22 protein-coding genes and 1 other RNA gene are annotated in these 20,415 nt (G+C 39.6%); 13 read left to right on the forward strand and 10 right to left on the reverse strand.

Going from position 1 to position 20,415, the window contains the following annotated elements; genetic code table 11:
• Positions 1–93: 93 nt before the first annotated feature.
• From rny to LU635_RS10360, 4 genes are all read right to left on the reverse strand, one after another.
• Positions 94–1,656 (reverse strand): ribonuclease Y, encoded by a 1,563-nt coding sequence (rny, locus tag LU635_RS10345; RefSeq protein WP_240098846.1) that lies wholly within the window; start codon positions 1,654–1,656, stop codon positions 94–96.
• 57 nt (positions 1,657–1,713) lie between these two features.
• Positions 1,714–1,844: non-coding RNA, 6S RNA (ssrS, locus tag LU635_RS10350), on the reverse strand.
• A gap of 49 nt (positions 1,845–1,893) precedes the next feature.
• Complete coding sequence (locus tag LU635_RS10355) at positions 1,894–2,187, reverse strand: cell division protein ZapA (protein WP_240098848.1); 294 nt, start codon at positions 2,185–2,187, stop codon at positions 1,894–1,896.
• Positions 2,188–2,195: 8 nt separating this feature from the next.
• Entirely contained in the window at positions 2,196–2,486 is a 291-nt protein-coding gene (locus LU635_RS10360; protein ID WP_240098850.1) for a hypothetical protein, read from the reverse strand.
• A gap of 182 nt (positions 2,487–2,668) precedes the next feature.
• Here LU635_RS10360 and LU635_RS10365 point away from each other — a divergent pair, with 182 nt between their 5' ends.
• The gene (locus tag LU635_RS10365; RefSeq protein ID WP_240098853.1) at positions 2,669–4,360 is read left to right on the forward strand and encodes a M23 family metallopeptidase; all 1,692 of its coding nucleotides are present in this window, start codon (positions 2,669–2,671) and stop codon (positions 4,358–4,360) included.
• Positions 4,361–4,510: 150 nt separating this feature from the next.
• On the opposite strand, the gene LU635_RS10370 is transcribed toward LU635_RS10365, so the two are convergent.
• Positions 4,511–5,659, reverse strand: a complete 1,149-nt coding sequence (locus tag LU635_RS10370) for a cysteine desulfurase family protein (protein ID WP_240098856.1) — start codon at positions 5,657–5,659, stop codon at positions 4,511–4,513.
• A gap of 87 nt (positions 5,660–5,746) precedes the next feature.
• Here LU635_RS10370 and LU635_RS10375 point away from each other — a divergent pair, with 87 nt between their 5' ends.
• A complete protein-coding gene (locus tag LU635_RS10375) occupies positions 5,747–6,748 on the forward strand; it encodes a hypothetical protein (RefSeq protein WP_240098858.1) in 1,002 nt (333 codons plus the stop codon).
• A gap of 4 nt (positions 6,749–6,752) precedes the next feature.
• On the opposite strand, the gene LU635_RS10380 is transcribed toward LU635_RS10375, so the two are convergent.
• Positions 6,753–7,301 (reverse strand): Smr/MutS family protein, encoded by a 549-nt coding sequence (locus LU635_RS10380; protein WP_240098861.1) that lies wholly within the window; start codon positions 7,299–7,301, stop codon positions 6,753–6,755.
• Positions 7,301–7,504 carry a hypothetical protein gene (locus tag LU635_RS10385; RefSeq protein ID WP_240098864.1) on the reverse strand — a complete coding sequence of 68 codons (204 nt, stop codon included), beginning with the start codon at positions 7,502–7,504 and terminating at the stop codon, positions 7,301–7,303. The genes LU635_RS10380 and LU635_RS10385 overlap by 1 nt, the downstream gene beginning before the upstream one ends.
• Positions 7,505–7,580: 76 nt before the next feature.
• Here LU635_RS10385 and LU635_RS10390 point away from each other — a divergent pair, with 76 nt between their 5' ends.
• Genes LU635_RS10390 through LU635_RS10400 form a run of 3 tightly spaced genes read left to right on the forward strand, consistent with a single transcriptional unit; the run spans position 7,581 to position 9,963 of the window.
• Positions 7,581–9,329, forward strand: a complete 1,749-nt coding sequence (locus tag LU635_RS10390; protein ID WP_240098866.1) for a T9SS type A sorting domain-containing protein — start codon at positions 7,581–7,583, stop codon at positions 9,327–9,329.
• Entirely contained in the window at positions 9,326–9,619 is a 294-nt protein-coding gene (locus tag LU635_RS10395; protein ID WP_240098869.1) for a DUF2752 domain-containing protein, read from the forward strand. Before LU635_RS10390 ends, LU635_RS10395 begins: the two co-directional genes overlap by 4 nt.
• A 17-nt stretch (positions 9,620–9,636) precedes the next feature.
• A complete protein-coding gene (locus LU635_RS10400; protein WP_240098872.1) occupies positions 9,637–9,963 on the forward strand; it encodes a CCC motif membrane protein in 327 nt (108 codons plus the stop codon).
• Positions 9,964–10,033: 70 nt separating this feature from the next.
• On the opposite strand, the gene rocD is transcribed toward LU635_RS10400, so the two are convergent.
• Positions 10,034–11,317 (reverse strand): ornithine--oxo-acid transaminase, encoded by a 1,284-nt coding sequence (gene rocD / locus LU635_RS10405; protein WP_240098874.1) that lies wholly within the window; start codon positions 11,315–11,317, stop codon positions 10,034–10,036.
• Positions 11,318–11,490: 173 nt separating this feature from the next.
• Between rocD and rlmD the strand changes: the two genes are divergently transcribed.
• The 3 genes from rlmD to LU635_RS10420 are packed head-to-tail and all read left to right on the forward strand — an operon-like array spanning position 11,491 to position 14,104.
• Positions 11,491–12,900, forward strand: a complete 1,410-nt coding sequence (gene rlmD, locus LU635_RS10410; protein ID WP_240098877.1) for a 23S rRNA (uracil(1939)-C(5))-methyltransferase RlmD — start codon at positions 11,491–11,493, stop codon at positions 12,898–12,900.
• Positions 12,901–13,419 carry a DUF6452 family protein gene (locus tag LU635_RS10415; protein WP_240098880.1) on the forward strand — a complete coding sequence of 173 codons (519 nt, stop codon included), beginning with the start codon at positions 12,901–12,903 and terminating at the stop codon, positions 13,417–13,419. It abuts the gene before it with no gap.
• Positions 13,400–14,104, forward strand: a complete 705-nt coding sequence (locus LU635_RS10420) for a DUF6048 family protein (protein WP_240098882.1) — start codon at positions 13,400–13,402, stop codon at positions 14,102–14,104. Before LU635_RS10415 ends, LU635_RS10420 begins: the two co-directional genes overlap by 20 nt.
• Here the strand turns inward: LU635_RS10420 and LU635_RS10425 are convergent.
• Positions 14,101–15,261 carry a THUMP domain-containing class I SAM-dependent RNA methyltransferase gene (locus LU635_RS10425; protein WP_240098885.1) on the reverse strand — a complete coding sequence of 387 codons (1,161 nt, stop codon included), beginning with the start codon at positions 15,259–15,261 and terminating at the stop codon, positions 14,101–14,103. The two genes, LU635_RS10420 and LU635_RS10425, sit on opposite strands and share 4 nt — an antisense overlap.
• A gap of 113 nt (positions 15,262–15,374) precedes the next feature.
• Between LU635_RS10425 and LU635_RS10430 the strand changes: the two genes are divergently transcribed.
• Positions 15,375–16,058, forward strand: coding sequence for a ZIP family metal transporter (locus LU635_RS10430; RefSeq protein ID WP_240098888.1), 684 nt, complete (start codon positions 15,375–15,377; stop codon positions 16,056–16,058).
• Positions 16,059–16,487, forward strand: a complete 429-nt coding sequence (locus LU635_RS10435) for a DUF4268 domain-containing protein (protein ID WP_240098906.1) — start codon at positions 16,059–16,061, stop codon at positions 16,485–16,487.
• 32 nt (positions 16,488–16,519) lie between these two features.
• On the opposite strand, the gene LU635_RS10440 is transcribed toward LU635_RS10435, so the two are convergent.
• Positions 16,520–17,431: an AraC family transcriptional regulator gene (locus LU635_RS10440; RefSeq protein ID WP_240098908.1), complete on the reverse strand. Its 912-nt coding sequence runs from the start codon at positions 17,429–17,431 to the stop codon at positions 16,520–16,522.
• Between the two features lie 223 nt (positions 17,432–17,654).
• Between LU635_RS10440 and exaC the strand changes: the two genes are divergently transcribed.
• From exaC to LU635_RS10455, 3 genes are all read left to right on the forward strand, one after another.
• The gene (gene exaC, locus LU635_RS10445; RefSeq protein WP_240098910.1) at positions 17,655–19,178 is read left to right on the forward strand and encodes an acetaldehyde dehydrogenase ExaC; all 1,524 of its coding nucleotides are present in this window, start codon (positions 17,655–17,657) and stop codon (positions 19,176–19,178) included.
• Positions 19,179–19,188: 10 nt separating this feature from the next.
• Positions 19,189–19,572 (forward strand): DUF779 domain-containing protein, encoded by a 384-nt coding sequence (locus LU635_RS10450; protein WP_240098913.1) that lies wholly within the window; start codon positions 19,189–19,191, stop codon positions 19,570–19,572.
• Positions 19,573–19,721: 149 nt separating this feature from the next.
• Positions 19,722–20,264, forward strand: a complete 543-nt coding sequence (locus LU635_RS10455; RefSeq protein WP_240098915.1) for a GNAT family N-acetyltransferase — start codon at positions 19,722–19,724, stop codon at positions 20,262–20,264.
• Positions 20,265–20,415 lie beyond the last annotated feature (151 nt).

The following is a 20,415-nucleotide window of genomic DNA, read 5'->3' on the forward strand; positions in this document are numbered from 1 at the left end:
GGATTTCTTCAAGGCGATTACTTGATAGAGGTCTTCCTAAAATAAAAAAGCCCCACGCTTGAGCGCAGGGCTTTTTTATTTATGTTCTAATGATTATTTTGCCACATTCACCGCTCTGGTTTCCCGGATCACAGTAACCTTTACCTGTCCGGGATAAGTCATATCTGTTTGAATTTTCTGAGAAATCTCAAAAGAAAGGTTCGAAGCTTTTTCATCAGTAACCTTTTCACTTTCAACAATAACTCTCAACTCTCTACCTGCCTGGATAGCATAAGCTTTCTTAACACCTCCAAAACCAAATGCAATATCTTCAAGGTCCTTTAATCTCTGGATATATGAATCAAGCACCTGTCTTCTTGCTCCCGGTCTGGCTCCACTAATGGCATCACAAACCTGTACGATAGGTGACAATAAAGAATTCATTTCAATCTCATCATGGTGAGCTCCAATTGCATTGCAAACTTCAGGCTTTTCCCCATGTTTTTCGGCCCATTGCATTCCAAGAATAGCGTGTGGTACTTCGGTTTCAGTTTCCGGCACTTTACCAATATCATGCAGAAGTCCGGCACGCTTGGCAAGTTTAGGATTGAGTCCCAGTTCTGAAGCCATCACGCCACAAAGTTTAGCGACTTCCCTGGAATGCTGTAACAGGTTCTGACCATAAGACGAACGATATTTCATTCGACCTACCATTTTGATAAGTTCAGGCTGAAGTCCGTGAATTCCAAGATCGATGACCGTTCTCTTACCAATATCGATGATCTCCTCTTCTATCTGTTTACGAGTCTTTTTAACTACTTCCTCAATTCTCGCAGGGTGAATTCTTCCATCAGTTACCAGTTTATGAAGCGATAGCCTTGCTACTTCCCTTCTTACAGAATCGAAGCAGCTTAAAATAATAGCCTCAGGGGTATCATCTACGATGATCTCTACCCCGGTAGCAGCTTCAAGCGCCCGGATGTTTCTACCCTCACGGCCAATTATCCGACCTTTCACATCATCACTCTCCAGGTTGAAGACAGAAACGCAATTCTCGATAGCCTCTTCGGTACCGATTCTCTGAATGGTATTTATAATAATCTTTTTTGCTTCCTGCTGTGCAGTAAGTTTTGCTTCCTCCACAGTGTCCTGAATAAGTGACATAGCATCGGCTTTGGCAGTATCCTTTAAGGACTCTATAAGCTGTGCTTTAGCATCCTCTGCAGAAAGGCCTGAAATCACCTCTAATTGCTGAACCTTGCTGTTGTGAAGCTTATCTATTTCTTCCTGTTTCTTCTCCAGGTAGTCTAATCTGTGGTCGTAATCCGCTATCTTTTCCTCGAGCTCTTTGTTTAATTTCTTGTTCTTTCCGAGCTCATTAGAAACGTGTGATTCTTTGTCCTTTATGCGCTTTTCCGCATCGTTAATCTTCTTATCGCGTGTAAGGATAACCTTTTCATGCTCAGATTTAAGCTCAATGAACTTCTCTTTTGCCTGGAGGATCTTGTCTTTTTTAATACTTTCCCCTTCAGCCTTGGCCTCTTTTATAATGCCGGCAGCTTCCTTCTTCGCATTTGCAATCGTATTGGAAGCCTGTTTCTTCTCCAGCATTTTCGCAATTCCAAAGCCCAGGGCCAGACCCACCACTGCGGCTATTGCTATAGTTAATATTTCCATTTATTCAGTGTTTAGATAGATATAAAAAAAAAGCCTGTATTAGATAGGTTTTGTTATAAACTCCTTAAAATCAAGTTTAGGGCTAACAAGCTGATCAAGGATCCGCTCTCCTCTTTCGGAATACCGAAAAAGGACACGGCACGCTTTTACAACTTAGACTCACCCTTTTTAAAGAATTCGTGTTGAGTTTATCAAAAAAGCACTAATACAGGCAGTAACCTTATTTATTTAAAGAACTTATGAGGTTAAATGTTGCTGCAGCAGTTCATTAAGTGATCTTAATTTCTCTTCTGCTTCAATCATTTCGCTCGACTTATCAATATTTTTCTGTTCAGTTTGGGCGGCGAACTGCAATGCACACATTGCAAGCACATCCTGTTTATCCCTCACCGCGTAATTCTGCTCAAACTGTTTAATCATCGCTTCGATCTTCTTGGCCGCCTTCCTTAAACCCTCCTCCTGGCTGGGTTGGATAGTTAGCGGATAAACACGGTCTGCAATCGATATTTTGATCTTCAGTTTATCTTCCATTTTATAAATTATTCAGATAACTGAACTATGCACTGATCGATCTCTCTGATCAGGCTGTTTATCTTGAGCTTAGTTTCTTTTTTATGGTCGGTACTGCCAAGCATCGCGTTCGCCGCTTTCAAGGTCTGAATCTGATCCCTGGAGGCCTGCATATCTTCCTCAAGCTTTCCATATTCAGTTCTAACAGATGTCAATTCCTTTTGAAGGGCTTCATTTGTCTGTTTCATAAGTTCATATTTATGAAGCAGCTTACTGATCCTATTCTCAAGGTTATCAACTATTTCCGTCATTTCACTCATAAGCGCTAAAACCGATGTGAACCCTTACAAAGTTAACATACGCTTTTAAATATCCCAATACTTTTTTAGCTGTTTTGAAATAATAATCAACAATATCAATAATTCTCTGTTAGCAAGCCATTTAATTTTGCCCTAAGTTTGTTTAACTTTACCCCAGGTTTAAAATTGAATATTCCAGATCTATGAAGAGAGCAACAAGCCTGTTATTTATAATCCTGTTTTCCACTTTACTAAAGGCACAATCTCCGTATCCGGCGGCCTATTTTGAGGATCCTCTTGATATCCCCCTGGTACTTTCGGGCACTTTTGGAGAACTAAGATCCAATCATTTCCATAGTGGACTAGACATAAAGACACAGGGAAGAGAAGGACTTGAGGTAAAGGCTTCTGCAGCAGGATATGTAAGCCGTATCAATATCCAGCACTATGGCTACGGAAAAGCATTATACATTCAGCATCCCAACGGATATACTACCGTATATGCTCACTTACAAAGACTTGCACCAAAGATCAAAGAATATGTCAGAAAAAGGCAATATGATAAGGAATCCTACGAAATAGAGCTGTTCCCTGAGGCAGGAGAGCTGCAGGTAGCACAGGGTGAAGTTATAGCTTATAGCGGGAACACCGGAGGCAGCGGAGGCCCTCATCTTCATTTTGAGATACGGGACGGAAATCAGCGCCCCATGAACGCTCAATTGTTTGGGATTGAAGTTCCCGATAATCGCGCTCCTTTGATAGAAGGACTTTTCGCCTATCCGCTTGAAGAAGACGCTCATGTGAATAACTCCCAGGAACGGCAGAAACTCAGGCTCATTCCCTTAAATGATGGTTCATACACTACAAATCAGGTTGAAGCATGTGGTGAAATAGGCTTTGGTATCTCTACTGTAGATCAACAGGATGGTGCATATAATCATAACGGGGTTTATAAAATTAAAGCCAGCCTAAATGGAGATGAAGTGTTCGAGATAAATTTTGAAAAGTTCTCATTTTCTGAGACCAGACATCTTAATCAGCTTATTGATTATGGCTACTATGCCAATCATCGTAACAGAATACAAAAGCTTTACAGAAATGCCGGAAATCCCTTAAGCCTATACGGAAACCTTAAGGCAGAAGGCAAGCTTAATATCAAAGACAGCCTTGACTACCAGTATACAATTCGGGTGACCGATATTCAGGGTAATGAAAAAGTGGTCAGAATTCCTATTAAAGGGCAGATAAGCGACAGGATCCAAAAAAAGGAAAGAAATGAGACTCCATATTTAGCCAGGGCCAATGAAGCCTTTTCGGTAAAAGAGAATAACATCGATGTATATATTCCGGAAGGAAGCTTATACGAAGACGCTTACCTGGATATAAAATTCAACGGGGATACAATAGAACTTCACAGAGATGAGATCCCTTTGCATAGCAATATGACCATTGGCTTTGACATGAACAGATATCCAAAAGAAGACTGGGAAAAGTTATTTATCGCCCGGTTGGGAGATTATGGCCGGCCAAATTACTCCACGACCTATAAAAAGGGAAGTCGTTTTACCACTGGCACAAGAACTTTTGGTAAATACACCCTGGTGGCCGACATAAACCCTCCTAAAATAAGTCCTGTGAATTTCTATGACGGGCAGTGGATCTCTAATAACGAAACCCTGAAAGTGAAGATAACAGACGATCTCTCCGGAATTGACTCGTATCGTGCCACGGTGAATGGTAAGTTCATTTTGATGGAATATGAGTATAAGAACAATACGCTAACTCATTATTTTTCTGATGAGGTAGTTACGGAAACCGAAAATGATCTTAAAGTGATAGTAACCGATAATGTAGGGAATACTACCACCTATACGGCTAAATTCTTTAGAAAATAAAAACTTTCAGAGTTCTAATCCTGGATTTGCTTTCAGGATTTATGATCACAATAGAAGCTGAAAATAATAGTTTGACGAAAACCTTCAAATAAAAAGCTAAACCTGGGTTCAGCTTTTTTATTTTATATTGACTTGATTATAAGATATTATCTAACTCTCAATATACTCCTTCAGACTCTTTACCACATAATCTATTTCCTCTTTGGTGTTGTATTTGGAAAAAGAAAATCTTAGCGAGGGTTTTTTCAGGTCTTCTTCCGGCAGGAAGGCATTCAGAACATGTGAACCCTGGTCACTACCACTCTGGCAGGCACTCCCTTTGGAACAGGCTATTCCTTTCAGGTCCAGTTGAAACAAAAGCATTAAGGCCTTTTCCTGAGAAACAGGCAGACAAACATTTATAAGCGTATAAGTACTATTCTCAAAATCTTCACAATTCCCATTAAACTTGACTCCGGGAACCTCACTTTTCAGACTTTCAATAAAGTGCTTCTTTAAAGATGTTACATAATCCTTCTCCTCTTCAAGATTATCATAAGCAAGTCTCAGGGACTCCTCAAGTCCTACTATATTATGCACACCTTCGGTTCCGGCACGATGTCCTCTCTCCTGCTCTCCTCCAAAAATAAGAGGCTTGAGTCCGGAGTTTCGCCTTACGAAAGCAAAACCAACCCCTTTTGGACCATGAAATTTATGAGCACTTACCGCTGTAAAATCAACCGGAATTTCACTAAGATCCATATCAAAATGGCCTATGGATTGCACGGTATCTGAATGAAACAGGGCATTATAAGACTTAACCAGTTCTGCCGTTTTCTTAAGATCGATCTTATTACCAATCTCATTATTAACATGCATAAGGCTTACCAGTGTCTTTTTATCTGAATTCTGAAGCCTCTTCTCAAGATCTGCAAAATCTACATTCCCTTTTTCATCCAGTGTAACGTATTCAACTTCAACATCAAAACAATCCTGAAGCTGATTAACCGTATAAAGAACTGCATGATGCTCAACTTTAGAAGTGATGATCCTTTCTACTCCCAGGTCACGCACAGCGCTGTTGAGTGCCAGGTTATCGGCTTCGGTACCTCCTGAGGTGAAAACAATCTCAGAAGCCTTCACATTAAGGATCCCAGCTACCGTCTTCCGGGCCTGTTCAACAAGAGCCTTGGAGGATCTTCCAAAACTATGGGTGGAAGATGGATTACCGTAAACTTCCTTTAAAACACGGGTCATTTTTTCGACCACTTCTTCCCTTAACCGGGTTGTTGCTGCTGAATCAAAATAGACTTTATCCATGGCTGCAAAATTAAGGGAAATAAAATAATTTCCTACATCGCTTCCTTATAACTTTGATTCCCTTATTTTTGTTGAAAAAGCATCTTGATGAGACGTTTATTATTGGGCATATCCCTTTTAATTCTTTTAGGAGCCTGCGATGACGGGGAAATAATTGTTACCAGTTTCGATTTTGAGGACAGTACACTTCAATTCTGTGAAGGCACTAATAAGAATGTGATTTACGCAATTAACAACAACGATGTTTTTGAATCTATTTCACTTGAGTTCAGCAGTAATCAACTGGACGTAGATGAAGATGGCAACCTTATTCCACCGGAAGAAGAGCAGATAAGTTTCACATTAACGGGAAATAACCGGGTGGTTTACCGCATCTATGATTCTGAAGTGCCAAATGATTATTTCTGTAATGTGGTCCCTCCCAGTTCGCCAGACGTAATTGAAGAGTGGGTTAGCGGTACAGGAGCTACAGTTATAATAAATACAGATTTTATCGATGAAACGGGTAATGCCGACCCTGACGGAGATGGATTGGAAAACCTGGATGAAGGCTGGGATTCAACAGGTGAAGCTCATCAGGATACCGATGAGGATGGAATACCTGACTATCTGGATGTAGATGACGATGGCGATAATGTGGAAACGGCAAACGAATTAGCTAATAGTGCTGGAGATCCCGTGAATGAGGCTGGATACCGGGACACTGACGAGGATGGCACTCCCAATTACCTGGATAACGACGATGATAACGATAATGTTCTTACCCGGCTTGAAGTTGAAGAGGGAGATGAAGACAATCCTGCAGCTTTTCAGACTGCAGAAGGGATCTCCAATTACCTTAACCCGGAACAGACGGCCCAGGTACAACATGAGGTATATATTTCACATGATATAACAAGAAATTACGGACTCCAGATCCTGATAAACAATCTTAAATTTGAAAAACAGGATGGTTCCGGGGAATCTATTCAGTTCCAGACCTATAACCTAGGAAATCTGAATTCGAGGAATGTTGATTTCCCTCTTTGCCCAAGTCAGGACCCAACTTGTGAAAATGGTACCGAAGAGCAGGAAACTACTGAAAGCTAATATCTCAGGGGTTCTGTAAAATATAAACTTCGGTGGCTCCTAGTCCGTATTTTTGATAAACGGCATCATAGAATTTTATATTGGGATAACGACCTAAAAGGTATTCCAGTTCCATTTTCAGCACTCCTTCACCTACCCCATGAATAAATACGATTCTCTGTATCCGGTTGCGGATAGCAAACTCAAGTTTATGCCTGGCAGTATCCAGCTGTAAATTTAACAATTCATGATTGGTCATCCCTCTTGGAGACCTTATAAGCTGGTTCACATGGAGGTCTACCTCCATAGGCGGTTGCTTCTTATCCCTAGATTTGGCCCGACTTGATTTTGGCTTCTTGTCCGGTTTCTTTTCCTGAATCACTTCTTCAAAATCAAAATCTTCCAGGTCTAACTGATCAATATCATCCTGGATCTTTACTAATTGCTCCGCCGGGAAACTCATAATAAAACCATCCCCGGTCTTGATTTGCACATTCTCATTATCAACTGCCTGAACAATCCCACTTAGCTCATCGTCCAGCAACTCCACTTTATCTCCTGGTTTTAACTCCATTAATCTTCCTTCTTTTCATTCTCACTTTTATGATCATCTTTGGTAGCAACCCAAAAATTAGTTGCCCTATAGAGTCCCAACATAATAATTACAAGACCAATTATCTTAAAATAAGGGCTCACATCGTCAGCTGAAAGCGTATAAAGAAGTATTCCGCCTCCAACAACAATAAGCAAAGTATTTACAACCTGTGAATTATTCATTTTCAATAAGTTAAATATTAAAAGAGCAAATTTTGAAATGCTTTATTTATTACATTTAGGCAAATTTATGGCTTTAATGAAGCTTCCACTCCTTTTTTCGATGATTTTTAGCGCGAGCGGTCTTTACGCGCAATTATATATTGTTCCCTCGTCAAAGTCAGACAGCTATATCTATGCAAAAGATCGTTTGGTTTTTGTGCAAAATGAAATTCATTTAACTGAAAACAACAAAAAAGAGACCTCCCCCAGTATCTATTTAAGAAAAGAGGCACAGTTGCTTCAGGGAGCAAAAAATACCAATCAGAATAATGGGTCCGGTAAGATCTCCATTTTTCAGAAAGGAACATCAAACGCATATGATTATAACTACTGGGGCTTACCGGTTATGGTTAGCGGTAATATCAATCAAATCAATGATATTATTTATGAGCCTTTAAGCAATACTGGAAGCAGAAATGCAAAACTTATATCTGCGTTGGATGGAAACAGTGATCCTTTAAGTATCTCCAACCGTTGGATCTATTCTTTTTCGGGTAGCAATTATTCGAACTGGCTTTATGCAGGCGATCATTTTGACCTGGAGCCGGGAGAAGGATTTACTATGAAAGGCGTAAATGGTACCAATCTTAATGAAATTGAAGGACAGGCCATAAATACGGGATCTGCTCAAATATATGATTTCCGGGGACTACCGAATGACGGAAGAATTGAATTAGCTGTTAGAAAAGACCAGATCCTGCTTGTTGGAAATCCATACCCTTCAGCCTTAAACCTGGATAAGTTTCTTACCGAGAATACCTCTTCCACCGGAATCGCCTATTTCTGGGATTCAAAAAAGGATGGAAACTCTCACTATCTGTCAGATTATGAAGGAGGCTATGGGACCTATTCGCCGGGAGCAGGAATATATGTTCCTGCTATTTTCAGAAAATATCCTGATGGGACGGAGACCGGCACCAGTGGGCAGATGTACCCTCGAAAGATCAGTCCGGTAGCGCAGGGATTCATGATAATAGGGAAAAGTGACGGAAAGATATCCTTCCAGAATTCACAACGTGTCTTTCAAAAAGAAAATCCCAGCATCTCACAGTTCAAAAGTCCTGAAGCTGTTATGCCTTCTTTGAGATTGAATATAGAAATTGATTCTACATACATCAGGCAACTGGTCCTGGCCTTAAGAGAGGATGCTACTCCAGATGAAGATCACGCCATGGATGCCCGGAAAATAGATACTGCCCCCAGTGATGTATGCTGGTCTCTTTCAGGTGAGCCATACACTATAAATGTTAGGCCTAAAGCAGATGAGGAGCTTATTCCGTTAAAAATACTACTCGATAAAGAGACCGTTCTTAAGTTTTCAATCGGAGAGCTCAATAATTTCAATCCGGATCGTTTGTTCATTTATGATTCTAAAGACGACCTGTATTTTGGTATTAAAACGGGGTATTTAAAAATGAGTCTGCCAAAAGGAGATTACGCCCAAAGATTCTTCTTAAGCTATATCGAAAAACTCCCGGTTAGCAGGTCAGATCCTGAGTCGCCAGAAGGGTTTAAGCCAAAACCACCCAATATCCTGCTTAATACCATTGATATTTTCCAGAACAACAAAGAAGATCAACTAGAGGTAAAAGTTCTGTATGATTCAGGAATTAGTAATTTCAGACTATATGACCTGAATGGAAAAATGATCTTCAGTCAAAATTTTAAAGGAGTTCAGAAAGAATTTAAGCATCCTACCGGAAATTTAGGGAATGCTGTTTATATTGTAAAGGTAAATACAACAGATAAACGGGAACTAACCAAAAAGATAGGTATTAAGAATTGACGAATATCCAGGAATATATGTTGCCATGTCTCAACAAGACCCTGTTTGGTGTTGAATGTACTGGCTGTGGGGCACAACGAGCAGCTGTGTTACTTTTTCAGGGTAAATTCACCGATGCTTTCTTTATGTATCCGGCAATATACAGCCTGGTTATTTTACTGGTTTTTTTGCTATTTAATCTTTTTTATAAATTTAAATATGATTACAGCATAAAGATGGGGCTCATCATTTTTAATGCAGTTATCATCGCTATTGCTTATGTAATTAAGATGACTCATATTTTCAACTAACCAATTAAAACCATTTTATGGAAAAAAAAGAATTACCCAATTCCACCCTTATTTTAGTATTCGGTATTTTATCAATTATTGGCTGTTGCTGCTACGGAATCCTGGGTGTTGTCTTCGGAATAATTGCTCTTGTAATGTCTAACAGAGCCATTGAGATCTATAGTGCAAACCCCGAACTGTATACAGGTTATCAGAATGTAAAGACCGGAAGAATACTGGCGATAATAGGTTTGGTATTAAGTGCATTAAGTATAATTAGTTTAATAGTCAGCCTGATACTCTACGGAGGATTTGGAGGTATTTATGAAATGCAGGAAGAGATCTTAAGAGAGTATGGAGGATAAATTATAAACTGGTTAATAATAGAAAAATCCCGCTTTTGGCGGGATTTTTTATTCAATATACTCTTATACACTATTTTTCAAACTGCTTCAGAGTCCGGATAATAATATCCACACAATCCCTTAATTGTTCTTCGTTCATTACTAAGGGAGGGGCAAAACGAATAATATTTCCGTGAGTAGGCTTAGCAAGCAATCCGTTTTCCTTTAAAGCCAAACAAATTTTCCAGGCAGTTGAACTCTCAGGGGAATCATTTATAACTATTGCATTAAGCAAGCCACGACCTCTAACAAGATTCACAATATTGGATTCCCTGATATAATCATCAAGTAGTCTTCTGAAGAGCTTTCCTAATTTTCTCGCATTCTGAGTAAGGTGTTCATCTCTTACAACATCAAGGGCTGCAACGGCCACAGCCGCTGCAACAGGATTACCACCAAAAGTGGAACCATGCTGACCAGGCTGGATAACATCCATCACTTCATCATCTGCCAGTACTGCTGAGACAGGATAATTCCCTCCGGAAAGAGCTTTCCCAAGTATGAGAAGATCTGGCCTGGTGTAGGTATCTCCCTGTCTTTCGCAATGATTCTCACAGGTACAATGTCCGCAAACGGCAAGCAATCCTCCGGTTCTTCCAATTCCCGTCTGGATCTCATCTGCCATAAATAGAACATTGTGTTTGTTACATATTTCTTTTGCTCTTTGCATATAATCATCAGCAGGGGTATAAACTCCCGCCTCCCCCTGGATAGGCTCTACCAGAAATCCGGCAACACTCGGATTATTCTCAATCGCAGCTTCCAGGGCTTCAGGATCATCATAAGGAATCTTGATAAAGCCCGGTGTATATGGCCCAAAGTTTTTCCGTGCCTCTTCATCATTTGAAAAAGAGATAATTGTGGTGGTCCTGCCATGAAAATTGTTTTCGCATACAATGATCTGGGCTTCTGTTTCTTTCACTCCCTTTCTTTCATAGGCCCATTTACGGGCGATCTTGATAGCAGTTTCCACCGCTTCAGCTCCCGTGTTCATCGGCAAAAGCTTATCGAAACCAAAATATTCGGTTGCATATTTTTCATAAGCTCCAAGTATATCATTATGAAATGCACGCGAGGTAAGTGCCAGCTTTGAAGCCTGTTCGTGGAGAGCTTCCACGATCTTAGGATGACAATGTCCCTGGTTCACCGCTGAATAAGCCGAAAGAAAATCGTAATACTTATTGCCTTCCACATCCCAAACATGAACTCCTTCTCCCTTGCTTAATACTGCTGGCAAAGGATGGTAGTTATGAGCTCCATGTTGGTCTTCAAGTTTAATAGCTTCTTCAGAAGAATTAATTTTTGGTAATGGCATGTAAAATCAGTTTATGTATTAGTGTTACGCAATTCCTTCTTTTTTCCCTTGAAAGAACAGGCGAAAAGGAGAGAAATCATCCTGAATTTTGAATTCCTGCAAATTACTAAATGTTTGCTGAAAATATCAACCGCCCTTTCTTTAAATCTTGTTAATTATCCTATTTTTGCGCTATGGGAAGAAGAAATAAAAACAAGCTTTTTACCGAAATTGAAGTGACCGATGCGGGTGCCAAAGGCAAGGCAATTGCCAAATCACCAGATGGAAGAGTGATCTTTATAGACAATGCTGTTCCGGGAGATGTCGCTGATGTTCAGACTACAAGGAAAAGAAAATCCTACTACCAGGGAACAGCTGTAGAATTTCATAAACTTTCAGACAAAAGAACAGAACCGGTTTGCAGGCATTTTGGAACCTGCGGTGGCTGCAAGTGGCAAAATATGGAATACCAGTACCAGCTGGAATACAAACAGCAGGAGGTAGTAAATAACCTCCGCCGATTAGGGAAAATAGAACTGCCGGAAGTAACGCCTATCCTGGGAAGTGAAAAGATATATTTCTACCGCAATAAAATGGAGTTTTCTTTCAGCGATAGTCGATGGCTTACTCAGGAAGAGATCCAGAGTGGAGAGAATATCGAAAACCGGAATGCTTTGGGATTCCATATCCCAGGCATGTGGGACAAGATATTGGATATCGAAAAGTGTCATCTTCAGGAGGACCCTAGCAATGCTATCAGGAATTTTGTAAAGGAATTCGCTACCGAAAACGGATTGGAATTTTTTAATACAAGAAATCAGGAAGGCCTTCTTCGTACACTAATGATAAGGACTTCATCTATCGGCGAGATAATGATACTCGTTCAGTTTTTTGAGGATATTAAGGAACAGAGGGAGTTATTGCTGAATGCTATTGCTAAAAGATTTCCGGAGATCACTTCCCTTCAGTATGTGATCAATAATAAGCCGAATGATACTATTTACGACCAGGAGGTGATATGCTATAAAGGTCGTGATCATATCTTTGAGGAAATGGAAGGTCTTAAATTCAAGATCAACGCCAAATCTTTTTATCAGACCAATTCAGACCAGGCTTATAATCTCTATAAAATTACCAGGGATTATGCTAATCTGAAGGGAGATGAACTGGTTTATGATCTCTATACGGGAACAGGAACCATTGCACAGTTTGTTGCGAAACAGGCTAAAAAGGTTATCGGGGTTGAGGCGGTACCGGAAGCGATCACAGATGCAAAAGAAAATGCTGAAAGGAACGGTATTGAAAATACCGAATTTTACGTTGGAGATATGCGAAAGGTGTTCACCGAAAGTTTTATCAATAAACATGGTCATCCGGACGTTATCATAACCGATCCGCCCAGGGATGGAATGCATAAAGATGTGGTAGCCCAAATAATTGGTATATTACCAGAGCGTATTGTGTATGTTAGCTGTAATTCGGCAACGCAGGCAAGGGATCTGGCTTTACTGGATGAACACTATAAAGTTACGGCTACCCGGGCAGTAGATATGTTCCCACAAACACATCATGTTGAGAACGTGGTTTGCTTAGAAAGACGATAAATGAAAAGGTATACTTTTAATTTTTTACTTATTTGTTTTTTAATCGCCAGCAGTGGCTGTCAGCGTGACGACATCTGTCCTCAAAGCACCGATACCACCCCATTGCTTATCATCAGGTTTTATGACAGTGAGGATCCGTCTGAGTTCAAGGCTCCTCAAAATCTAAGGGTGCGGTCACTTGGAAATGACACCACCGCTGTTTATAACCGGTTTAGTCAGGACAGCATCGCTATTCCTTTAAGGACCGACCAGGATGTCACAGAATACATCTTCACCCTGAATACCCCTCCCGATCCGGTGGAAGGTGAAGAGCCAGGGGAACCGGGAAATCAGGATATTTTAACCCTTAGTTATGGCCGCGAAGAAGAGTATCTGAACCGTGCCTGTGCTTTTAAGGTTAATTATGTTGGTTTAAAGATTGATGTAGAGAATGACGATGATAACTGGATCCAGGATATTCAGATTGAACAACCTAATGTTGAAGATCAAAACCAGTCCCATGTATCGATATTTTTCTAGCCTGTTTTTCATTCTTATTTTCTGTATCCCGGGTTTTGCTCAGGAAACACAGAGGATTACAGACACCGTTCGATATAAAGAAAAGTACGGGATAAGAGTTGGCGTAGATCTCAGTAAACCCCTGCGGACTTTACTGGATGACAAATACACCGGCCTGGAACTGGTAGGCGATTACCGGGTTTATAATAACTTCTATGCCGCCGCAGAAATAGGAAATGAAGAAGTAAGCTTTGAAGGTGATAATATAAAGACTTTAACCAAGGGAAGCTATATCAAGATTGGAGGAGATTATAACGCTTATGAGAACTGGCAGGACATGCAGAATGCCATTTTTGTGGGTGTTCGATACGGTTTTGCCACGTTTTCACAAACCCTTGACCAGTACAGGGTTTACACCTCTTCCAATTATTTCGGACCCGATATCCGGGAAGATGACAACGAGGTAAGCGGGCTTACCGCCAACTGGGCAGAACTGGTGGTTGGACTCAAGGTTGAAGTTCTCAACAATCTTTACCTTTCTGCGAATGTTCAGCTAAAAAGAAGGATAGGCCAGAACAGTCCTTCAAATTTTGATAATCTGGTCATACCAGGCTTTGGACGCACCTATGACGGTAGCGAATTTGGAGCAGGATATGGTTATTCGATTTCCTACCTGATCCCTCTTTATAAGAAAGAAAGGGACTAATTGTTCTGTTTACTTTTCTTTTTAGAACCTTCGTAGATCACATATTTCAATAGTCGTGCCTCTAAAGGACCATTAAAAAGTTTGATCTTTCTGGAAGCGCGGAGCCCTACGCTTTTTATCGCATCAAAATTAGTGGTTATGAACCAGGCATGGGTTCCATGATAATTCTGCTTTAACGTATCCCCTATTTCTGCATAAAATTCCTCCACATTTATTTCAAGGCGTTCACCATAAGGCGGATTGAAAAGTATATGCAGGTATCTGTCATTCTCCTTCTCACTTTCAAAAAAGTTCTTCTGTTCAATCTGGATGAAATCTGACAGATTTGCATTTTTCACATTTTCCTTCGCTTTCATCACTGCAGAAGGAGCCTTGTCATATCCACGGATCTTGAAACTGAAATCCCTTATCTTTTTCATGGCAGATTCTTCAATCTTTTCAAAAAGATCTTCATCCCAGTCTTTCCATTTTTCAAAAGCAAATTCCTTCCTGTTTAAGTTTGGAGGAATATTGCAGGCGATCATGGCAGCTTCTATAAGAATAGTACCACTTCCACACATCGGATCAAGGAAATCACACTGTCCCTGCCATCCGGAAAGGATAAGCATTCCTGCAGCAAGAACTTCGTTTATCGGAGCGATATTAGTAGCACCCCTATAACCTCTCTTATGCAATGAATCACCAGAACTATCCAGGGAAACATTACAGTAATTATTTTCAATATGAATATTGATCCTTAGATCTGGAAAATCAAGATCAACATCCGGTCTTTTGCCATATCTGTCACGAAACCTGTCTACGATCGCATCCTTGGCCTTTAAGGCAACATACTGGGAATGCGTAAAGATATCAGAGTGCACCGCAGTATCTATTGCCAGACTTCCATTTACGTCCAGAAAGTCCTCCCATGGAAGTAGCTTAATATTATCATATAACTCCTGTTCAGAATTTACTTTAAAGCTTTCATAAGGTTTAAGGATCTTTATAGCCGTGCGCAGGCACAGATTTGCCTTGTACATGAATCCTTTATCACCAACGAAGCTAACCATCCGGTTACCCTGCTTGATATCCATCGCGCCGAGGTCCAGTAATTCTTTTGCCAGGATCGCTTCAAAACCATATAAGGTCTTTGCGATCATTTTAAAGTTATTCGCCATAATCCTTCTTTATAGAACGACAAAAATAAGTTAATTTTGTGCGGAAAGTATAATAATTACAGGATTGTTCCGCTTGATGCAGCTCACTCCGTAATCAACCAACCAGTAATACTTTGTTGACGAATCTATATATTTACCTACTACCCATACTTGCAGTTGCAATAGGTTATCTTATCTCTCTTTTTTTAAAGCCGGGAAGTTCGGCAGGGTTCAAACTTTTACTGGCATTTAGTGGTGCCTATCTGCTTGCTGTGACCGTACTGGAATTGCTGCCAGAAGTCTACAGTGAACCAGATTCCGGAATCGGGGTCTTTATAATGCTTGGATTATTATTGCAAATCGTTCTTGAATTCCTTTCAAAAGGGGTTGAACACGGGCATTTACATTTTCGTCAGAATTCCAATGCATTTCCTGTTCTTCTGCTTATTAGTTTAAGTATTCATTCCTTACTGGAAGGTTTCCCCTTAGAGAAGGACACTCATTTGCTACACGGTGTTGTGGTTCATAAGGTTCCGGTGGCCGCGATACTTTCTGTATTTCTTGTTCATAGCAAGCTTAGTAAAACGAAGATTTTTTTATTCCTGACATTCTTCGGTTTAATGACACCGCTTGGGAGCTGGTTAAAAAATAATGTGGAAGTGATTTCTGAATATTCGGTTTATGTAAATGCTGTGGTAATTGGGATTTTTCTCCATGTCTCAACAACGATTTTATTCGAATCCTCAAAGAATCATTCATTTAACGCTTCAAAGCTTGGTGTTATAATCCTGGGGGGCTTACTCGCCTATTTCATCTAAATGTTTAGCAGGGAAGAATCAAAACAACTTAGACAGGAATTCTGGACAGGCTTCGGAAAGGAGTTTCCACATAAATGGTTGCTCTATAACACTAAAATGAAGGAAATTCAGTTGAAGTTCACCTTCAACCGAAACGTAGCGCAGGTTTCAATGGACATTGCGGATGATGATGAAATGATACAGGCCTATTATTTCGAAAAATTACAATCACTTGAAAAGATCTTAAAAGCTGAATATTTACCGGAAGCCATCCTGCAAGAAGAATATGAATTACCTGAGGGTAAGATTATTTCCAGAGTGTATGTTCAGATGGATAATGTGAGTATCCACAATCAAAAAGACTGGCCTGAAGTGAAAGCTTTTCTAGCTAGCAAAATGATGCTTTTGGAGAATTTTTTTAAAGATTTCAGCGATTTTATAAAAAATTGAAGAAACTATAAAAACCTTTCGATTTCAAACCTTTATAATTTAACGTTAAATCTGGATTGATAATCGCCCGGAGCCACTTTCTTCCTTCTCTTAAAAACACGATTAAAATAAGATCTGCTTTCAAAACCGCATTCCTGGTATATCTCCTTGATCGTCTTATTCGGATTTTGAAGTAAGCTTACAGCTAGTTTAATACGCTCATTATTTATAAAATCTGTCGGAGAAATTCCCAGTTCATTTTTAAATACCCTATAGAAATTAGATTCACTCATGCAGGCTTTTTTACTAAGGCCTTTTACGGATAAGTGATTGTGAAGGTTACTTCTAATGTATTCAATAACATAGGCCAGCCTATTATTGGAACTTAAATTAAAGCTTTGCTCAGTGTATATTTTCCTGGAATTGGTTTGCAATATTCTTATGATCAGTTCTTCCAGCATATTATCTACAAACATATCTTTTGATGGATGATTCTCTGTAAATAAGAAAAGTAGTCGTTGCAGGATCTGGTAAATCCCCACATCATTGGTAAAATGAAAATTATAATCGATCAAAGCCCATTCATCACCATCAACCTTCGGCATTAATTCATTCATACTTTCTATAACCTTATCGATCTTTTCTTCTGAGATGGCCATCGCAAGACATTGTGTTGGATTTGTTGACTGTGCTTCAGGAAAATCTATACACATTAATTCATCTGGCGGAAGTATCAAGGATTCACCTGGTAAAAAATTGAAGGATTGCTGATCCCGTAAATGCATGATCTTTTTTCCTTTGAGCATACTCGCCAAAACAGGCTTATCAAACTGAAGTAGCACCCTTTCCGCCTGCTCATGCGTCTCAAATATGTGCAGGGCAGCATTATTCAGCGTGTATGAAGTTTGATTCTCGACCAAATTTTCAAGCTTCCTGTTTTCATAAAAATCACGCGAAAGTTCCATATCCCAAGAAATTACATTATTAAAAATATTGCAGGCAGCATGTTTCTAAATATACAATTTACAGCATTGTTTTTTAATAATATAACATTATATAAATGATTTGTTCACAGTATTGATAGAATAGGTCAGGTGATTTGAGAAACTGTAGCTTAACTTTGATAGCCTTCCGAATTTTTAACCACCGGAAGACTTCACATATTAATTTAACTAAAACTTTTTAATTATGAGCGATGTTCAAGCTACAGAAAAGCAAAAGATTCAGAAGCCAAAATTCAAGGATAAATACGATAATTTCATAGGTGGAAAATGGACGGCTCCTGTGAAAGGTGAATATTTTGATAATATTTCACCGGTTGACGGAAATTCATTTACAAAGGTAGCCCGGTCTACCGAAGATGATATAAATAAAGCAATTGACGCAGCCTGGAAAGCAGCACCTGAATGGAATAATTCATCAGCAGCTTACAGAAGTAACCTGCTTCTGAAGATTGCTGACGTTATGGAAAAGAATTTGGAAGATCTTGCCAGAGCCGAAACCTGGGATAATGGTAAGGCCGTAAGAGAAACACTGGCTGCCGATTTACCTCTTGCCGTAGATCACTTCAGATATTTCGCAGGGGTAATTCGTGCTGAAGAAGGTTCAGTAGCCGAATTAGATTCGAATACCGTTTGCGTCAATGTAACAGAACCTCTTGGGGTAGTTGGTCAAATTATTCCCTGGAATTTCCCAATCTTAATGGCCACCTGGAAACTTGCTCCGGCATTAGCTGCTGGAAACTGCGTGGTTTTAAAACCGGCTGAACAAACTCCGGTTGGTATCATGATCCTTATGGAATTGATAGAAGATATCCTTCCGGCAGGTGTATTGAACATTGTGAACGGCTTTGGTGCCGAAGCAGGAAAACCTTTAGCATCCAGTCCAAGGATTAATAAAATTGCATTTACCGGAGAAACTACTACCGGACAATTAATCATGCAATATGCATCTAAGAATATTACACCGGTAACACTGGAACTTGGCGGTAAGTCACCAAATGTATTCTTTGAAAGTATCATGGATGCAGACGATGAGTACTTTGATAAGTGTATCGAGGGAGCCGTTATGTTCGCTTTGAATCAGGGTGAAGTGTGCACCTGCCCTTCCCGACTATTGATCCAGGAAAGCATCTATGACAAATTCATAGAACGGGTAATTAAAAGAACAGAAGCAATTAAATTAGGACATCCTCTGGATCCTGATACCATGATGGGTGCTCAGGCTTCCAACGATCAATATGAAAAGATCCTGAATTATATCAATATTGGTAAGGAAGAAGGATGCGAAGTTCTAACAGGTGGAGAAGCTGCATTTAACGAAGGACTTGATGGTGGATATTATATCAAACCAACTATCCTTAAAGGAAATAACAAAATGAGGGTGTTCCAGGAAGAGATCTTTGGTCCCGTAGTTTGCGTAACAACCTTTAAAGATGAAGCCGAAGCGATTGAAATAGCAAATGATACCCTTTATGGTCTTGGAGCCGGTGTATGGACAAGAGATACCCATCAGGCATACCAGATATCAAGAGCAATAAAAGCAGGCCGTGTTTGGGTGAATAATTATCATAATTACCCTGCACACGCACCATTCGGAGGATATAAAAAATCCGGTATCGGTCGTGAAAATCATAAAATGATGTTGAGCCATTATCGACATACTAAAAATATGCTGATCTCCTATGATAAGAAACCAATGGGATTCTTCTAATAAATAATATATGACTCCAAGAGTAGAAATAACAAAAGAAGCTTCAGAAGTGATTGACCAGTTACGCGAGCGCCATGGTGAATTAATGTTTCACCAAAGTGGCGGTTGCTGTGACGGATCTTCCCCCATGTGCCTGGAAAAAGGAGATCTGTTACTTAATGAGAATGATGTATGGCTTGGAACAGTTCACGGTTGTGAATTCTTTATGAGCAAAGACCAGTTTGAATACTGGAAACACACACATTTACTGGTAGATATCACCAAAGGTCGCGGATCTAGTTTCTCTTTGGAAATCCCGATGGGGTTAAGGTTTGTAATTAAATCAAGGATGTTTAAACCCGAGGAATTAGAAGATCTTGAACCCGTTAAATATGGAGAACAATTTATTGATTGATGTATGAGTTTTTTATTTTGAATTAAAAGCCGATCTGTTATAGGTCGGCTTTTTTTATATGTTCGACTTAAAATAGGTGGAAACAATAACATAAATTTGCAACTACTCATCTTAAACTTAAAACAAGCACTAAAATTTTTTACATCAAATTGAAAAGTATAAAGATCCCCAGTTTAGAGTCAGAACGTTTATTATTGAATAAGATCGAAGCCCAGGACCATGGAAATATTTATAAAGGCCTTTCCCACCCTCAGGTTATCAAATATTACGGTGTTCAGTATTCCAGTTTTGAAGAGACCACAGAGCAGATGAACTGGTACTCCAATCTTGAAAAATCAAATTCAGGAATGTGGTGGGCTATCCGTTTAAAAGATTCAGGTGATTTCTGTGGAGCTATTGGGATTAATGACTATCAGAAAGAACATAATAAAGCTGAATTAGGCTTTTGGTTGCTTCCGGAATTCTGGGGAAAAGGATTCATCAACGAATCAGCAAACACCATCATAAATTACCTATTTAAAAAATTAAAACTTCATCGACTGGAAGCTTATGTTGAAGTTGAAAATGAAAATTCATCGAATGCCTTAAAAAAACTGGGATTTGATTATGAAGGTCGGATGGTCGATTGTGAGGTGAAAGATGGCAGGTATATTAGCGTAGATTTATTTGCAAAACTCAATCCCGAATATTAAAAAAAAAGACTAATTATCTACAAGCAGCCTTCGGGCTGCTTTTTTATTGATTAAACCTGAAGAATGTTTTATTCTCAAATTATTCCATAAAAAAACCCCTTCAGGATTACTGAAGGGGTTTTCAAGAAGAAGGCGGCGACATACTCTCCCA

The organism is Christiangramia crocea, assembly GCF_022410465.1.
GTDB lineage: Bacteria > Bacteroidota > Bacteroidia > Flavobacteriales > Flavobacteriaceae > Christiangramia > Christiangramia crocea.

What these genes read in the sequence shown, in the direction of transcription:
- rny (WP_240098846.1), bottom strand. Translation starts at nt 1,656, where the DNA reads ATGGAAATATTAACTATAGCAATAGCCGCAGTGGTGGGTCTGGCCCTG.
- LU635_RS10355 (WP_240098848.1), bottom strand. Translation starts at nt 2,187, where the DNA reads ATGGAAGATAAACTGAAGATCAAAATATCGATTGCAGACCGTGTTTAT.
- LU635_RS10360 (WP_240098850.1), bottom strand. Translation starts at nt 2,486, where the DNA reads ATGAGTGAAATGACGGAAATAGTTGATAACCTTGAGAATAGGATCAGT.
- LU635_RS10365 (WP_240098853.1), top strand. Translation starts at nt 2,669, where the DNA reads ATGAAGAGAGCAACAAGCCTGTTATTTATAATCCTGTTTTCCACTTTA.
- LU635_RS10370 (WP_240098856.1), bottom strand. Translation starts at nt 5,659, where the DNA reads ATGGATAAAGTCTATTTTGATTCAGCAGCAACAACCCGGTTAAGGGAA.
- LU635_RS10375 (WP_240098858.1), top strand. Translation starts at nt 5,747, where the DNA reads ATGAGACGTTTATTATTGGGCATATCCCTTTTAATTCTTTTAGGAGCC.
- LU635_RS10380 (WP_240098861.1), bottom strand. Translation starts at nt 7,301, where the DNA reads ATGGAGTTAAAACCAGGAGATAAAGTGGAGTTGCTGGACGATGAGCTA.
- LU635_RS10385 (WP_240098864.1), bottom strand. Translation starts at nt 7,504, where the DNA reads ATGAATAATTCACAGGTTGTAAATACTTTGCTTATTGTTGTTGGAGGC.
- LU635_RS10390 (WP_240098866.1), top strand. Translation starts at nt 7,581, where the DNA reads ATGAAGCTTCCACTCCTTTTTTCGATGATTTTTAGCGCGAGCGGTCTT.
- LU635_RS10400 (WP_240098872.1), top strand. Translation starts at nt 9,637, where the DNA reads ATGGAAAAAAAAGAATTACCCAATTCCACCCTTATTTTAGTATTCGGT.
- rocD (WP_240098874.1), bottom strand. Translation starts at nt 11,317, where the DNA reads ATGCCATTACCAAAAATTAATTCTTCTGAAGAAGCTATTAAACTTGAA.
- rlmD (WP_240098877.1), top strand. Translation starts at nt 11,491, where the DNA reads ATGGGAAGAAGAAATAAAAACAAGCTTTTTACCGAAATTGAAGTGACC.
- LU635_RS10415 (WP_240098880.1), top strand. Translation starts at nt 12,901, where the DNA reads ATGAAAAGGTATACTTTTAATTTTTTACTTATTTGTTTTTTAATCGCC.
- LU635_RS10420 (WP_240098882.1), top strand. Translation starts at nt 13,400, where the DNA reads ATGTATCGATATTTTTCTAGCCTGTTTTTCATTCTTATTTTCTGTATC.
- LU635_RS10425 (WP_240098885.1), bottom strand. Translation starts at nt 15,261, where the DNA reads ATGGCGAATAACTTTAAAATGATCGCAAAGACCTTATATGGTTTTGAA.
- LU635_RS10435 (WP_240098906.1), top strand. Translation starts at nt 16,059, where the DNA reads ATGTTTAGCAGGGAAGAATCAAAACAACTTAGACAGGAATTCTGGACA.
- LU635_RS10440 (WP_240098908.1), bottom strand. Translation starts at nt 17,431, where the DNA reads ATGGAACTTTCGCGTGATTTTTATGAAAACAGGAAGCTTGAAAATTTG.
- exaC (WP_240098910.1), top strand. Translation starts at nt 17,655, where the DNA reads ATGAGCGATGTTCAAGCTACAGAAAAGCAAAAGATTCAGAAGCCAAAA.
- LU635_RS10450 (WP_240098913.1), top strand. Translation starts at nt 19,189, where the DNA reads ATGACTCCAAGAGTAGAAATAACAAAAGAAGCTTCAGAAGTGATTGAC.